Raw genomic sequence first — 15401 nt, 5'->3', positions numbered from 1 at the left:
TATTTCTCCTGTTCGGGGTGGTGCGGTGGATTGTGTGGAGCGACGTTGACCCGAGGATCAGTCTAGCCATCCGGTTCAGGCAGGTTACGAGTGCGTTGCGGGAGGCACCCCCCGAACGCCCGGAAAGTTGCAGCCCGTGCACAAAGAAGGCGAACCGCGGCCAGCTGGGAGTTGTGGAGTTCCCCAACAATTCGATCCGATCGTCGTTCACCATCGCCAACGCTGCTACGTTCACCCTGCTACCAGGAGTGACACCGATGGGCCGCGTCAGAGACGACCGGACCGGAGGCGTCGAGGCCACAAACCGGCTGGTCGCAGCATCCCGCAACCCGCCGGTTCGCCGGCACCCCGAACAGACGTACGTCACAGCAGACCACTCGCGTTCGGCTTCCCACCTGCTCCTCCGGTGGCGGCTGCCCGGTCTCTTCATCGCGCCTGTGAGGGTCCCCCTCGGCACACTTCAGGAGAATCCTTTGAGCAGCACTCCCCTATCAGGCCCGGCCCCCGCCCTCGCCTGGAAGATCGCGACCATCGTCCTCAGCGTTCTGATGATCGCCGCGGTGGCGTTCTTCTTCTACTTCACCCAGAAGATCACAGACGGAGCCCAGCAGCTCGACTCGGGTGCGAGCCTGGCCGCCGCCGGATCAGGCGACCTCTCGGACGGTGCGACCGAGATCGACGACGGTGCTGCGACCCTCGCGGACGGCGCGACGAGCGCCGCCGCAGGGGCGGAGAAGCTCGAGGCAGGCGCGACAAGCGCCTCTGCGGGAGCCGGAAAGATCGCGACGGGTGCGCAGAGTGCCGCCGATGGTGCCTTCGCCCTCTCGAACGGTGCAACGAGCGCCGCGGCGGGAGCGCAGAAACTCTCCGCAGGTGCGACGAATGCATCGGCGGGCAGCTCAACGCTCGCAGCGGGCGCCGGAAGCGCCTCAGACGGCGCTGCGCGGGTCTCCGCCGGGGTCGCCGGCGTCAGGGACTCGATCAAGGACAAGCTGTATCCGGGTGCGATCGACCTCGCCGCGGGCGCCAAGCGGCTCAAGGCCGGGGTCATCGAGCTCAGCACTGGTGCCACCACTCTCGCGACGGGCGCCGGTCAGCTCGCTCCAGCCGCGAGCGCGCTGAACACGAACCTTCCCGTCGTGACGGCCGTAGCCCTTTCAGCGCGGAACGGCGCCGCAGGCGTCGTCACCAAGCTCGACACCCTCATCGGCGAGCTCAAGGACACGGTCGCAGACCCCGCCCTGATCACCAAGCTTGAATCCATCAAGACAACAGCCACCGGTACGAGCGCAGCCGCCACCGGGGTGGAGAACGGCCTCAAGCTGCTCGAGCCCGCCGTCACCGCTATGGGAAGCTTCCCGGGAATCGCTACGGGAAGCGCTGGCCTCGCTGCCGGGCTCGGCAACACCGCACCGATCGACGACGTTCTACCCAAGGGCGGGCTCCTCTACGCCACGAACGTGCCGGCACTCGATGCAGGCGCCAGCCAGATCGCGGCCGGTCTCGGGGCCACCCCTCCTCGCAAGGGTCTCGAGACCGGCGGCCTGCTCTACGTCAAGAACCTGCCGACGCTCGCTGCCGGAGCATCCGACTTGTCTGCCGGGGTGGACAAACTCTTCGTCGGCGCGACGAGCCTCAACGCAGGTCTGTCGACGCTGCAGGCCGGCGCGTCGAGCTTGTCCGTCGGCAGCGACAAACTGGCCGTCGGCGCGTCGAGCCTCTCCACCGGCACGCAGACACTCGCCGAAGGCTCATCCAGTCTGAACGCGGGACTCGCCGCCCTGTCGGCAGGCTCGACCTCACTCGCTGAGGGCACCACGAAACTGGCCGACGGCGCAGGCACGCTCAGCGACGGCACCACCACGCTGGCCGATGGCGCCGCCTCGCTCGCCGACGGCAACGCGAAGATCAGCGACGGCACCACCGAACTGCACAGCGGCGCAGCTGCCTTCAGTGCGAGCCAGCTGACCGGTTCCCCGTGGCTCTGGGCTACTGTCCTTGTGCTCGTGCTCGCCGGAGCAGCACTTCTCGTCCGTCGCATGGTCCTCACCACGCGCGCCGAGGCCGCAGCCGACTCGGTCTGACCAACTCGAGAGGCGTGGATCACGGGGCCAGCCGGCATCCGTCATCCACGCCCCTCGCGTCGTCAGCTGAGTGGCTTGAACTCCAGGTCCTCCACGGATGCCGTCGAGGCTGCGGCGAAGGCGAACGCGCTGAATCCGGCAGTGGTGACGCGGTCGAGCAGTGCCTTGATGTTCTTCACCCGCGGTTCGAGCCTGACCCGCCTGCCGGAGGTGACGAGGTTAGATTTGAGTGCGATGAGGGCGGCTGGGTCGACGTCACGGTCGTAGACAAGCACGACGGACTCGACACCGGCGTCCTCGGGCAGGTCGAGCAGGTCCACGATCCGTTCGAAACCGATCGAGAAGCCGGTCGCGGGCACATCCTGGCCGAGGAACCGGCCGATCATCCCGTCGTAGCGTCCGCCGCCCCCGAGGGAGTAGCCGAGTCCGGGGTGTTCGATCTCGAAGATCGGGCCCGTGTAGTAGCCCATCCCCCGCACGAGGAACGGGTCGAAGACGACGGGGGTCGCGCCGCTTGCGTCTCCCTGCCCAGCCGCCAGTCCGATGGCCGCCAGTTCGGCGATCACCGACTCGTCGACCCCGCGGGGCAGCCTCGAGCGGATCTGTTCGGCGCCGAACGGCAGCGCGGGTGCTTCGGGCTGGGCGAAATACTCCTCCAGCCGGTCGACGGCCGCCGGGGTGGCCTGTCGTTCGCGCAGTTCGGCGATGACGCCGGCCGTGCCGACCTTGTCGAGTTTGTCGACGGTGATGAGAACCCCGGGGTGCTCGTCCGCGACGAAACCGAAGGCGTCGAGCATGCCTGTCAGCAGTCGGCGGTCGTTGATCCTGACCCGGCAGTCTGTGAGGCCGAGGGCGGCGAGCGCGGCGGAGGTCGCCGTGATCAGTTCGATCTCGGCGAGCGGCCCTGCCTCACCGATGATGTCGATGTCGCACTGCACGAACTGGCGATAGCGGCCCTTCTGCGGCCGCTCCGCGCGCCAGACCGGCGCGATCTGGATCGACCGGAAGACGGGCGGCAGTTCGGCGCGGTGGGTGGCGTAGAACCGCGCGAGCGGCACGGTGAGGTCGAACCGCAGGCCGAGGTCGGTGAGCGAGTCCAGGCTGTCCGATGACGCCGCGGCGGCGGCATCCTCAGCGGTCAGGCCGCGCTTGAGCACGTTGAAGGCGAGCTTCTCGTTGTCACCGCCCAGTCCGGAGTGCAGGCGAGCGAAGTCCTCGACGACCGGCGTCTCGATCTCGTCGAAACCGTATGCGGAGAACACGCGCCGGATGACACCGAGGGCGTGTTCTCGCCTGGCCTTGTCTCGGGGAAGGAAATCGCGCATGCCGCGGGGCGGTGTCACAGGAGAGGCCATGGCTCAATTCTGGCACGCGGTCGGGCGCGGCCCCGGTCAGTCGCCGCGGTCTGCGCGTTCCCGCTCCCTGATGCCGTCCTGAAGCTCGCGCAGCGCTGAGCGGAGGGCGCGCTCCGCGTCGAGTCCCTGCGACCTCGCGTCCGCGGCGATGTCGAGCAGGACGCGGCCGAGCTCCGATTCGTCGGTGAACCTCTCGACCGGGCGCTCGACGGGTGGTGTGAGTCCCGCGCGTTCTGCCCGGGTGAGGACCTTCTCGGCGAGGGCGAGGGCAGGCATGCTCTGGGGAATCCCGTCGAGGGCGCTCGTCCGCGTCGACTTCTCGGCGGCCTTCGCTGCGCTCCAGACCCGCCAGACATCCTCGACGGTGAGCGCGGTCTCGTCGCCGAAGACATGCGGATGCCGACGGATCATCTTCTCGTTGGCCGCTCTCGCGATGTCATCGAGCGAGAACCGCTCGGAGTCGGTCCGCCTGGCGATCTCCGCGTGGAAGACCACTTGGAGAAGCACGTCTCCGAGTTCTTCGAGCATGACGTCACGGTCATCGGCCTCGACCGCGTCGATCAGTTCGTAGCTCTCTTCGATCAGGTAGGTGACGAGGGAGGCGTGGGTCATGGTCTTGCTCCACACGCAGGTGTCGAGCACCGTTCTCATCGACGCGGCAAGCGCGTCCATGTTCGGCAGCGCGCGAGGGTTCCCCGCTCCGAGGTCGTCCGTCATCGCTTGCGACGCCAGGTCCTGGCGATGACGGCGCGGATGAGGAAATCGCGGAGGTCGTCGTGCGGGGGGTAGATGATCTGAAGGGTGTCAGGCTTCGTCGACTTCGACAGCACGGCCTTCTCGTGGCTGAAAGTGTCGATCGAGAACCTGCCGTGGTACCGCCCTGTGCCGCTCTCCCCCACTCCGCCGAACGGCAGGGTCGGAACGAGCAGGTGGGCGGCGGGGATGCCGAGCCCGACAGCACCGGAGGAGGTCTCCCTCAGGAACCGGCGCTCCACCGACCGGCTCGGGCTGAAGACGTACAGGGCGAGCGGCTTGTCACGTTCGGTGATGAAACGGATGGCGTCACTCACCCCGGCGACGTGCACGATCGGCAGCACAGGGCCGAAGATCTCGTTCTCCATGAGTGGGTGGTCTGGATCGACGCCATTGAGCACCGTCGGTGCGATGTACCTGGCGTCCCTGTCCACCTCCCCGCCGATCTCCGGGGTCGTCCCTGCGAGCAGCGTAGCGAGCCTGTCGACATTCTGCCCGTTGACGATTCGAGCCAGGTCCGCGCTCGTGCGTGGTTCGTTCCCATAAAGCTCGGCGATGGCCGCCGCGAGGTGCGGTACGAGGGCTGCGGCCGTCTTCGCCGTGGCGAGAAGGTAGTCGGGCGCGACGCAGGTCTGCCCGGCGTTGAGGAACTTGCCCCATGCGATGCGCCGTGCCGCGACGGCGAGGTCCGCGCCGTCGTCGACGAAGACCGGTGACTTGCCTCCGAGTTCGAGCGTGACAGGGGTGAGATGCTCGGCGGCCGCGCGCGCGACGATGCGTCCGACACGTCCGTTGCCGGTGAAGAAGATGTGGTCGAACCGTTCGGCCAGGAGAGCGGTCGTTTCGTCGACGCCTCCTTCGACGACGGCGACGGCGGCCGGGTCGAGGTACTCCGGCAGGAGTTGGGCCATCAACCGGGATGACGCGGGGGCGAGTTCGCTCGGTTTCACGAGCACCGCGTTGCCCGCGGCAAGTGCGCCGACGAGCGGGACGAGCGAGAGCTGTACGGGATAGTTCCACGGGCCGATCACGAGGACGACACCGAGCGGCTCCCGCACGACCTTCGCGCTCGCTGGGGCGAATGCGAGCGGGACCGCGACGCGGCGCGGGCGCAGCCAGGACCGGAGGTGACGAAGGGTGAAGTCGATCTCGCCGACGATGAGCCCGATCTCGCTGATCTGAGCCTCTGTCGGGCTTTTTGCGAGGTCGGTGGCGAGGGCCCGCTCGAAGTCGGGTCCGCGCTCGATCAGCATGCGCTTGAGCGCGGTCAGCTGCCGCACCCGCCAGGCGAGCGGCTTGGTGCCGCCCCGTTCGAACGCTTTGCGCAGCGCGCCCACGATCGACGCGGCATCCGCACCGGGAACGGACACGACGGGGACGCCGGTCTCTGTCGTGCTCATGCTTTCGGCTCCTCCGGAACGACGGCAACGGGCGGAGCGGTCTGCTCCGTCCTGCCGGTGAACTCTTCCATGCTCGAGTACACGCGGAACACCTGGTCGGCGACGACGTCCCAGGCGCGCTGAGGGAGGGCACCCTTGAGAACGGTGGCGAGGCTCACCGTCCACGGTGTCATCCGCATCGGCCTGCCCGAGAGCATGGCCTGCCAGGCCCGCGCGACCGCGATGTCGGGAAGAAGGACTGGCGTGAGCAACGGCCCGCGTGCGCCGTCGAACATTCCCGTCGCGACATACGACGGGCAGAACGTGGTGATCTTGACGTGGGTGTTGCCGGACCGTTCGAGTTCGAGCCGGACCGAGTCGCTCCAGCCGATGAGCGCCCACTTGGACGCCGCGTAAACGCTCATCCTCGGGTTGGACAGGGTGCCTGCTGCCGACGCGATGTTGAGGATCCGCTTCTCCCTGGTGGGATCCAGGATCATGGCCGGCAGGAATTCGCGGGTGACGTGCATCGGAGCGATCGCGTTGATGCGCATCGTCGGCTCGGTGTCGCGTTCCGAGTCGGTGTTCCAAAAGTAGTCGTTCCCCCGAACGATTCCGGCGTTGTTGATGAGGACGTCCGGGACGCGTCCCTCATCGAGTTCGTGGCCGGCCGCGCTCCTTACGTCGTCGAGTTTCGACACGTCGACGACGCGGGTGTGGATCACCGTCCCGTAGCCGGAGAGGGCGCTGGCCGTCGCATCGAGGGCGAGCGGATCGATGTCCCACAGGGTCACCGATTCCGCCTCTTCCTGGACGGCGCGTTGCGCGTAGAGCCGGCCCATCCCTGACGCCCCTCCCGTCACCAGGACGCGGGCGTGTGCGACGGTAAAAGCCACGGGAACCTCCATCGGTTGCTGAGGATTCTCACCCTATTCCATGCCGGAAGCACGAGGGCCGGGGCACGCTAGGAAGCGGCCTCGGCCTCCTTCGGAGGGAGTGGGAACAGTGCGTCGAGGAACTGCGCCACCCACGCGATGAGGTCGGCGTCGGTGAGTTTCTCGCCGTGCTTCTCCGGCATCGGGACGATCAGTGCGTTGGCCTGCGCCAGGTATTTGCCGCCGGGGTACATCCGTCGGAGGCGTGCCTGCAGAGAGTCGGGCAGGTTCGCCGGGGCGGCGCGCAGGTTGCTGCCCATCGCCACGAGTTCGCTGAGCCCGACGCGCTGGGCACGCTGACGCAGCTGGGACACGGCGATGAGGTTCTGTACCTGGGCCGGCGGCTCTCCGTACCGGTCGGTCAGCTCGTCGATGACGAGTCCGATCTGGTCGTCGGCCGCAGCGGGCCCGGATGCCGCGGACAGCTTCTGATAGGCCTCGAGCCGCAGTCGCTCGCTATCGACATATTCCTCGGGGATGTGGGCGTCGACGGGCAACTCGAGACGGAGTTCCGTCTGGCCCTCGGCGACGTCCCCGCGGAAGTTGGAGACCGCCTCGCCGATCATCCGCAGATAGAGGTCGAAGCCGACGCCGGCAATGTGCCCCGCCTGCTCGCCGCCGAGCAGGTTGCCCGCTCCACGGATTTCGAGGTCCTTGAGCGCCACCTGCATCCCGCTGCCGAGTTCGTTGTTCGCGGCGATGGTCGACAACCGGTCGTGTGCCGTCTCGGAGAGCGGCTTGTTCTCGTCGTAGAGGAAGTAGGCGTATGCGCGTTCGCGACCGCGGCCGACTCGACCGCGGAGCTGGTGCAGCTGGCTCAGCCCGTACTTGTCTGCCCTGTCGATGATGATGGTGTTGGCGTTCTGGATGTCGAGGCCGGTCTCGATGATCGTCGTGCAGACGAGCACGTCGAACTTGCGTTCCCAGAAGTCCACGACGACGCGTTCGAGCACGTTCTCGGACAGTTGCCCGTGGGCCACGGCGATGCGGGCCTCCGGAACGATCTCGGCGAGCTGTGCCGCGATCCGGTTGATGCTCGACACCCGGTTGTGGACGAAGAAGATCTGGCCCTCGCGGAGGAGCTCCCTGCGGATGGCTGCACCCACCTGCTTCTCGCTGTACGGGCCGACGAAGCTGAGGATCGGATGCCGTTCCTCGGGCGGGGTGGCGAGCGTGGACATCTCCCGGATGCCGGTGACCGCCATCTCGAGGGTGCGCGGGATCGGCGTGGCGCTCATCGCCAGGATGTCGACGTTGGTCTTGAGCTTCTTGAGGGCGTCCTTGTGCTCGACACCGAACCGCTGTTCCTCGTCGATGATGACGAGTCCGAGGTCCTTGAACTTCATTCCCTCGCTGAGCAGCCGGTGGGTTCCGATCACGACGTCGATGGTTCCACGTTCGAGTCCGTCCCTGGTCTCCTTCGCCTCCTTCGCCGTCTGGAACCGGCTCAGTGCCCGCAGGTGCACGGGGAACCCGGCGAACCGCTCGGAGAAGGTTTCGAAGTGCTGTTTGACGAGCAGGGTGGTCGGCACGAGCATCGCGACCTGCTTGCCGTCCTGGACGGCCTTGAACGCCGCCCGGATGGCGACCTCGGTCTTGCCGAAGCCGACGTCGCCGGAGAGGAGCCGGTCCATCGGTATGGGCCGTTCCATGTCTGCCTTGACTTCGTCGATCGTGGTCAGCTGGTCGGGAGTCTCCGCGAACGGGAAGGCCTCTTCGAGTTCACGCTGCCACGGGGTGTCCTTGCTGAAGGCGAACCCCTTCGACGCCATCCGCGCCGAGTACAGCTTGACGAGTTCGATGGCGATGTCGCGCACGGCCCGGCGCGCCCGGCCTTTGGCCTGCGACCAGTCGCTTCCACCCATCTTCGACAGGGCGGGGGCTTCTCCGCCGACGTACCGGCTGAGCAGGTCGAGCTGGTCGGTGGGGACGAGGAGTTTGTCTCCCGGGTAGCCGCGCTTGGACGGCGCGTACTCGAGGGTGAGGTACTCGCGGCGCGTCTTCGTGGGGTTGCGTCCGCCGCTGGACACCTCATGCTGGCTCAGTTCGACGAACCGGCCGATGCCGTGCGTCTGGTGCACGACGTAGTCACCGGCTTTGAGCTGCAGAGGGTCGACGACGTTCTTGCGCCGCGAGGCCAGCTTCTTGACCTGGCGGGAGTCGTAGCCGATCGTGCGGCCGTAGAACTCGTTCTCGCTGATCAGGGCGAGCCTGGCGTCGACGAGCTCGAAGCCGTTCTCGACCGTCGCCTGCAGGAGGTACGCGATTCCCGGTTCGGGATCGGAGGGGAACTCGGCGACGAGCCTCGCCGGTACCTCACGCTCCGCAAGGACGTCCCTCGCTCGTTCGACGAGGCCGGTTCCGCGGGCTGCGATAGCGACGACCCAGCCGTCTCGGAGCCGTTCGGCCACGTGATCGATAGCACCGTCGACGTTTCCGGAGAAGCTCGGGACCGGGTCGGCCGAGACACGCACGGTGAGGAGCTCGTCCATCTCGCGTTCCTCGGGCAGGACGTCGTCCGGCCCCTGCTGGAAGGTACTGAACGTCCACCACGGGTGGTCGGAGGCCGGGGCACCTGGTGCGGTGAACCTCGTGGCGTCCCTGAGGTCACCGAGGCTGATGAACTCGCCGCTGGCGAGGTCGATCGGCGCCTGAGCGCCCGCGGTTGCCGCGCTCCACGCCGCAGCGAGGAACTCGCGGTTGGTCTCGGAAAGGCTGATCGCCCGCGTCGCGACCCGTTCAGGCGAAATGACGGCGACCGCCGCTCCGGCCGGGAAGTAGTGGCTCACGGGGACGAGCCGCTCGAGCAGCGCCGGTGCGAGCGATTCCATGCCTTCGACCGGGATGCCGTTGGCGATCTTCTCGAGCATCGCGGTCATGCTCGGGAACTCGTGCTGCATCTCGGCCGCACGCTGGCGCACGGCATCGTTGAGCAGCAGCTCGCGCGCCGGCGGGAGGGCGATCCGGGCGACGGCATCCGGGATGGACCGCTGGTCGGCGACCGAGAACGCGCGGATCTGCTCCAGCTCGTCGCCGAAGAACTCGACGCGGTACGGATGCTCCGCCACCGGTGGGAAGACATCCAGGATGCCGCCTCGGACGGCGAACTCGCCACGACGGGACACCATGTCGACGCGGACGTACGCGAGTTCGACGAGCTGGCGGGCAATCTGCCCGAGATCGTGACCGCGGGCACCGGCGACGAGCGGAAGCGGCTCGACCGCGGTGAGGTTGTCTGCCAGGGGCTGCAGGGCAGCGCGGACGGAGGCGACGACGATGAGCGGCGCGTCTCCTGACCAGTCCGTCATCTCGCGCAGGGCGGCGAGCCGCTTGCCGACGATCTCGGCGCTCGGGCTGAGTCGCTCGTGCGGCAGGGTCTCCCAGGCCGGGAAGTCGACGATCCTGGCATCAGGAACGACGCTTTCGAGCGCAGCTCGCAGGGATTCGGAGTCGCGTCCGGTCGGTGTGACGACGAAAAGCGCTGCGGGAAGACCCGCACGCCGCCTCGCCTCGATCAGCCCGGCCAGGAGGGGCGCGCGGAGGCCGTCGGTGACGGAGAAGTCCGCGTCACGGGTGGCATAGCCCAGGGCGTTGTCGAACGTGGAGGCGCGCGAAAGCGCTGCGATTAAGCCCTGAAGGATCACCGGGACAGTCTACGCGGCACGTCCGACATTGCCGCCCGCAGCGTCAGGAGGGCGAGTGGACCTTGAGCTGTGCGGCCTGCAGCCCGACCGTCGCGATGAGCTCGACAGCATCCGCCGCGTCCGCGATCAGATTGGGCAGGACGTCCCTCTCCGCGCCCGCGAAGTCCTTCAGCACGTAGTCGGCGGGATCCTGGCGGCCGGGAGGACGCCCGATTCCCACGCGAACCCGGAGGAAGTCCGGGCTCCCAGTGGCCTTCACGATGTCGCGGACACCGTTGTTGCCCCCGTGCCCGCCACCCTGCTTGAGCTTGATCGTGTCGAACGGAAGGTCGAGTTCGTCGTGCACGATGATGAGGCGCTCAGGCTCGAGCGAGTAGAAGCGGAGCAGGGCGGCGACGGGTCCGCCCGACACGTTCATGTAGCTGTTGAGCTTCGCCAGGACGAGCTTCGGTCCGCCGGGAGCCGCGAACCCCTCTGCCACCAGGGCAGGGGTCTTGTGCTTCTTGAACCCTGAACCCAGACGTGTGGCGAGCTCGTCGACGACCATGTGCCCGACATTGTGCCGGTTGCGGGCGTATGCAGGACCCGGGTTGCCGAGCCCGACGACGAGCCAGGTGTTCTCCGCCACAATCGGCTCCTTCTTTCTGCGCCACCACATGAGTTCTCCTTAAGCGGACGAGCCCGCCGGTTCGCAACCATTCGGCTGCGAACCGGGCAGGCTCGGTCTGTTCGACGGGACGTTACTCGGCGGCCGGAGTCTCGGCTGCTTCGGCCTCGGCTGCAGCTTCGGCTTCTTCTTCGGTCTCCTCCGGCTCGGCGATCGCGACGACGAGCAGGTCGGGGTCGCTGAGCAGGCTGGAGCCGGTGGGCAGCGGGACGTCCTTGGCGAGGATGTGCGCACCGACCTCGAGGCCCTCGATCGAGACGGTGAGGTTCTCGGGGATGTGAGTCGCCTCGGCCTCGATGGACAGCGTGGTCGCGTCGCGGTTGACGACGGAGCCGGGAGCGGACTCGCCCTCGAGGTGGACGGGGATGTCCACGGTGACCTTCTCGCCCTTGATGACGACGATGAGGTCGAGGTGCTCGATGATGCGGAGCACGGGGTCCTTCTGGACGTCCTTGACGAGGGCGAGGCTCTGCTTGCCGTCGATTTCGAGCTCGAGGACCGCGTTCGACTTGCGGATGATGAGGCCGATCTGGTGCGCGGGGAGCGCAACGTGCTTCGGCTCGGTGCCGCGACCGTACATGACGGCCGGGATCTTGCCTGCGGCGCGAAGCTTGCGCGCCGCACCCTTGCCGAATGAGGTGCGGGTTTCTGCGACTACTTTGTTGTCGTCAGCCATGGTGATCTCCTTGGGGTGAGCCTGGGCTCTTTCGCGTGAACCGGAGCGCACTCCGGATGGTCTGGGAGGAGGGCCGGCGAACCGGACTCCGTGTCAACTCGAACGCATGTCAGCGTGAGGAAAAGCCGGTTCCTGGAGAAAATCCTGGGTGCCTTGCCCACCGCGTCGATTACGGATGCCGCTGTGCAGCATCCCTCGCCGAAGTTCAGTCGCCAAGTCTACCCCATGACGCGGAGCGGTAACGCGGAGCGGTAACGCGGGCAAGCGAGAGACGGCGGGCGATCAGCGCTCGGCGTTGACGGAGTTGATCGCGTCGACGGCTTCGGAGACGATGGCGGGGACGGCCTGGTCGATGTCGACGACGATTCCCGGCTCGTCGTCCGCCAGGGGCTCGAGGGCCGCGAACTGCGAATCGAGGAGACTGGGCGGCATGAAGTGGTCGCTGCGGCCCTCGAGGCGTGAGGCCAGCACCTCGCGCGAGCCGGAGAGGTGCACGAACCGCGTCGCCGGCGCGTTCTTCAGGATGACATCCCGGTAGACACGGCGGAGTGCTGAGCACGCGATCACCATTCCCGTTCCCTCCTTGCCCGCTGTGGCGAGGGTGGAGCCGACTGTCGCAAGCCACGGCCAGCGATCGTCGTCGTTCAGCGGGGTCCCGCCGGCCATCTTCTCGACGTTCGACTGGGGATGCAGCGCGTCACCATCGACGAACGGAACCCCGAGGGCGCCGGCGATGAGCGCGCCGATCGTGCTCTTGCCCGACCCCGACACCCCCATCACGATGATCTGGGCGCCCTCGGATGTTCCGTGTGAATTCGTCATGCGTCGATTCTGCCTGTTACCAGTCGTGGACGGTGCCGTCGGCGAGCCGGTTGTACGGCAGGTAGGCGGTTTCGTACGGGTATTTGCCTGCCTCGTCGACGTTGAGCTCGACGCCGAGACCCGGCTTGTTGCCCGGGTGCAGCATGCCGTCGTTCCAGGTGAACGACTGCTCGAAGACGCTGTTGGTCTTCTCTCCGTGCTGCATGTACTCCTGGATGCCGAAGTTGTGGATCGACATGCCGAGGTGCATGGCCGCGGCCATTCCGACCGGCGAAATGTCGGTCGGTCCGTGCATGCCCGACTTGATCTGGTACTGCGACGCGTAGTCGAGCACCTTCTTGAGGTGGCTGATTCCGCCCGTGTGGGTGACGGCGCTCCGCACGTAGTCGATGAGCTGTTCACGGATGATCTGCTGGTAGTCCCAGACCGTGTTGAAGATCTCTCCAATGGCAAGCGGGGTCGTTGTGTGCTGGCGCACGAGGCGCAGGGCTTCGGGGTTCTCGGCGGGCGTGCAGTCCTCGAGCCAGAACAGGTCGTACGGTTCGAGCGACTTGCCGAGCTTCGCGGCCTGGATCGGAGTCATCCGGTGGTGACCGTCGTGGAGGAGCGGGATCTCGGGGCCGAACTCGTTGCGGACAGCCTCGAAAACCGTGGGGACGTGGCGCAGGTAGCTGCGCGTGTCCCAGTCCTCCTCGGCCGGCAGCGCACCGCGCTGGGCGGGTTCGTGGTCGTAGCGCACGCCGGTGTTCGCCTCGAACGTCGCGTTGGACGCGATGCCGTAGATCGACTTCAGCCCGGGAACGCCCGTCTGGATCCGGATCGACTTGTAGCCCTGTTCCTGGTGCTCGCGCACGCTGTCGAAGAGCTCGGGGAGCGACTTGCCCGATGCGTGGCCGTATGCCATGAGACCGGTGCGGGACGCGCCTCCGAGAAGCTGGTAGAGCGGCATGCCCGCCGCCTTGGCCTTGAGGTCCCAGAGCGCCACGTCGACGGCGGCGATGGCCGCCATGGTCACCGGTCCGCGACGCCAGTAGGCGCTGCGGTACAGGAACTGCCAGGTGTCCTCGATGTTGTGGGCGTCACGGCCGATGAGCAGCGGCACCACGTGTTCGGTGAGGTACGCCACGACGGCGAGTTCCCGGCCGTTGAGGGTGGCGTCACCGAGGCCGGTGATTCCGTCCTCCGTGGTGAGCTTGAGGGTGACGAAGTTCCTGTCGGGACTCGTGACGATGACGTCGGCCTTCTCGATTTTCATTGGGTTCCTTGTGTCGTTGGGGATGATTCGCAGGAGGGGCTATCTGGCGGCGGGGTCGTCGACGTCGGTCGGCGGGACCGCCGTAGCCGCCGGGCGCTGTGCCGTGAAGGCAGCGGTGGAGAGAGCAGGGTCGATCGGCGACGGATCCTGGCCGGCGTCGTCGCGGCGCGCGGCGATCTCGAGGACGATCTCCTTGTGACGCTTGTCGGTGAGCGGGTAGAAGAACATCACGACGATGGCGAGAACGGATGCCACCACGGGGATGAGGCCTGCACCGGCCCGGATGCCCCACTCGGCCTGAACGGACTGCTGCACTCCGCCGGAGACGTAACCGCCCCAGGCGAGGGCGTATGCGGCGAGCGCGCCGCCGACGGCCTGGCCGGTCTTGCGGGTGAAGGAGAACAGGGCGTAGATGATGCCCTCGGCGCGGACGCCGGTCTTCCATTCGCCGTATTCGACGGTGTCGGCCTCCAGCGCCCAGACGAGCATGTTCACGAGCACGATGCCGAGCTGGCAGACGACGAGTCCGCTGAAGCCCAGCCAGACCAGATTCGGCGGGGCGAGGAAGACGATCACGCCGCCGACGGCCATGATTCCTGCGCCGGCCATGTATGCGGCGCGTTTTCCGAACGTGCGGACGATCTTCGGCACGAAGCCGGCGATGCCGAAGACGATGACCAGCTGAATGATCGAGAACACAGCGTAGAGCGGGAGCGCGCCGAGGACGTCACGCAGGTAGTACAGCTGCACCGTACTGAGTGCAAGCATGCCGGTGAGGAACACGAACGAGCTGATGCAGAGCATGACGAGCGGCTTGTTGCTCTTGAGAATCGCGAAACTCTGCTTCATGGTCACGTGCGGCACGTCGCGCTTCACGCGCTCCTTCGCCGTGAACGCCGTGAAGAAGTACAGCATCGTCCCGACCACGACGAAGCCGAGCGTCATCGACGTGAAGATCGACTGGAGGTCGTTCTCCGGGGTGATCAAGGGCGCGACGAAGATGCCGAGGCCTGCGCCGACGATCATGGCGCCGATGGTCCTGGCGCTCGCGAGCTTGGCCCGCTCCCCCGGGTCCTGTGTCATCGCGCCGGCGAGCGAACCGAACGGGATGTTCACCAGGCTGTAGGCGAGGCCGAGGGCCGCGTACGTGAGGTAGGCGTAGATGAGCACGCCGGTTTCACCGATCTGCGGGATGGAGAAGGTGGCCACGCTCAGCAGCAGGAGCGGAACCGAGCCGAACATGAGGAACGGACGGAACTTACCGAATCGCTTGCTGTAGGTCTTGTCGACGATGCGGCCGGCGAACAGGTCCGCGAACGCGTCGAACACCCGCACGACGAGCAGCAGTGTTCCTGCAGCAGCAGCCGAAATACCCGCGACATCCGTGTAGTAGATGAGCAGGAACATCGTGGCCGTGGTGAACGCCAGGTTGTTGGCCGCGTCACCGGCGCCGTACCCGATGATGCTGATCTTCGGCAGCTTGCCGAGCGCCTCGATCGGTGGCGTCGTCGTTGTCGAACTCATGGGGGCTCCTTTACCCGTGTGGCCGCGAGCGGCTATGCGTCGAGGGCGCTCCGCGTGCGGAACAGCATGGGCCAGGAGGTGCGGGCACCCGCTGGCGTTCTCGTGGTGTCGGCAACCTCACCGGTCGTGGTGCTCGCCAGGATGGCAAGGTTGCCGAGCTCGATGGAATCGCGTCGATTCCTGATCGTTGCGATGAGCGTGCGCGACGCGACGGAGCGAGCCGACCGGCGGAAGGCAACTGCCGACATGGTGTCTCCTCTACGCATCGTTGCGGGAACGCGTCCTCGCGAAACTTCGAATGATTTCG

Annotated in this window: 12 protein-coding genes; 1 reads left to right on the top strand and 11 read right to left on the bottom strand. The window is 67.0% G+C overall.

From position 1 onward, the window contains the following. The first annotated feature begins 257 nt into the window (after positions 1 to 257). Positions 258 to 2084, top strand: coding sequence for a hypothetical protein (locus AC1M2K_RS10480; protein ID WP_480240942.1), 1827 nt, complete (start codon positions 258 to 260; stop codon positions 2082 to 2084). Positions 2085 to 2146: 62 nt separating this feature from the next. Here the strand turns inward: AC1M2K_RS10480 and hisS are convergent, their stop codons facing one another. The 11 genes from hisS to AC1M2K_RS10425 all read right to left on the bottom strand — a co-directional run bounded on the left by hisS (position 2147) and on the right by AC1M2K_RS10425 (position 15342). Further along, positions 2147 to 3439 carry a histidine--tRNA ligase gene (gene hisS, locus AC1M2K_RS10475; protein ID WP_480240941.1) on the bottom strand — a complete coding sequence of 431 codons (1293 nt, stop codon included), beginning with the start codon at positions 3437 to 3439 and terminating at the stop codon, positions 2147 to 2149. 36 nt (positions 3440 to 3475) lie between these two features. Beyond that, positions 3476 to 4156: a nucleoside triphosphate pyrophosphohydrolase gene (locus AC1M2K_RS10470; RefSeq protein ID WP_480240940.1), complete on the bottom strand. Its 681-nt coding sequence runs from the start codon at positions 4154 to 4156 to the stop codon at positions 3476 to 3478. After that, on the bottom strand, positions 4153 to 5592 hold the full coding sequence (locus AC1M2K_RS10465; RefSeq protein ID WP_480240939.1) for an aldehyde dehydrogenase family protein: 1440 nt from the start codon (positions 5590 to 5592) through the stop codon (positions 4153 to 4155). Before AC1M2K_RS10465 ends, AC1M2K_RS10470 begins: the two co-directional genes overlap by 4 nt. After that, the gene (locus AC1M2K_RS10460) at positions 5589 to 6467 is read right to left on the bottom strand and encodes an SDR family NAD(P)-dependent oxidoreductase (RefSeq protein WP_480240938.1); all 879 of its coding nucleotides are present in this window, start codon (positions 6465 to 6467) and stop codon (positions 5589 to 5591) included. Before AC1M2K_RS10460 ends, AC1M2K_RS10465 begins: the two co-directional genes overlap by 4 nt. A 68-nt stretch (positions 6468 to 6535) precedes the next feature. Next, the gene (gene mfd / locus AC1M2K_RS10455) at positions 6536 to 10150 is read right to left on the bottom strand and encodes a transcription-repair coupling factor (RefSeq protein ID WP_480240937.1); all 3615 of its coding nucleotides are present in this window, start codon (positions 10148 to 10150) and stop codon (positions 6536 to 6538) included. Between the two features lie 43 nt (positions 10151 to 10193). Next, positions 10194 to 10808, bottom strand: a complete 615-nt coding sequence (gene pth / locus AC1M2K_RS10450) for an aminoacyl-tRNA hydrolase (RefSeq protein ID WP_480240936.1) — start codon at positions 10806 to 10808, stop codon at positions 10194 to 10196. A gap of 82 nt (positions 10809 to 10890) precedes the next feature. Beyond that, the gene (locus AC1M2K_RS10445; protein WP_480237169.1) at positions 10891 to 11493 is read right to left on the bottom strand and encodes a 50S ribosomal protein L25/general stress protein Ctc; all 603 of its coding nucleotides are present in this window, start codon (positions 11491 to 11493) and stop codon (positions 10891 to 10893) included. Between the two features lie 282 nt (positions 11494 to 11775). Continuing rightward, positions 11776 to 12315, bottom strand: a complete 540-nt coding sequence (locus tag AC1M2K_RS10440) for a gluconokinase (protein ID WP_480237170.1) — start codon at positions 12313 to 12315, stop codon at positions 11776 to 11778. A gap of 16 nt (positions 12316 to 12331) precedes the next feature. Next, positions 12332 to 13570: a D-mannonate dehydratase ManD gene (gene manD / locus AC1M2K_RS10435; RefSeq protein ID WP_480240935.1), complete on the bottom strand. Its 1239-nt coding sequence runs from the start codon at positions 13568 to 13570 to the stop codon at positions 12332 to 12334. A 39-nt stretch (positions 13571 to 13609) separates the two neighbouring features. Beyond that, positions 13610 to 15094, bottom strand: a complete 1485-nt coding sequence (gene uidB, locus AC1M2K_RS10430; RefSeq protein WP_480240934.1) for a glucuronide transporter — start codon at positions 15092 to 15094, stop codon at positions 13610 to 13612. 32 nt (positions 15095 to 15126) lie between these two features. Next, the gene (locus tag AC1M2K_RS10425; RefSeq protein ID WP_480237173.1) at positions 15127 to 15342 is read right to left on the bottom strand and encodes a hypothetical protein; all 216 of its coding nucleotides are present in this window, start codon (positions 15340 to 15342) and stop codon (positions 15127 to 15129) included. Between the last annotated feature and the right edge of the window lie 59 nt (positions 15343 to 15401).

It is taken from the genome of Mycetocola sp. Y171, from assembly GCF_056713165.1.
The sequence above is the reverse complement of the archived record's forward strand: the minus strand, read 5'-3'. Positions and strand labels throughout refer to the sequence as shown.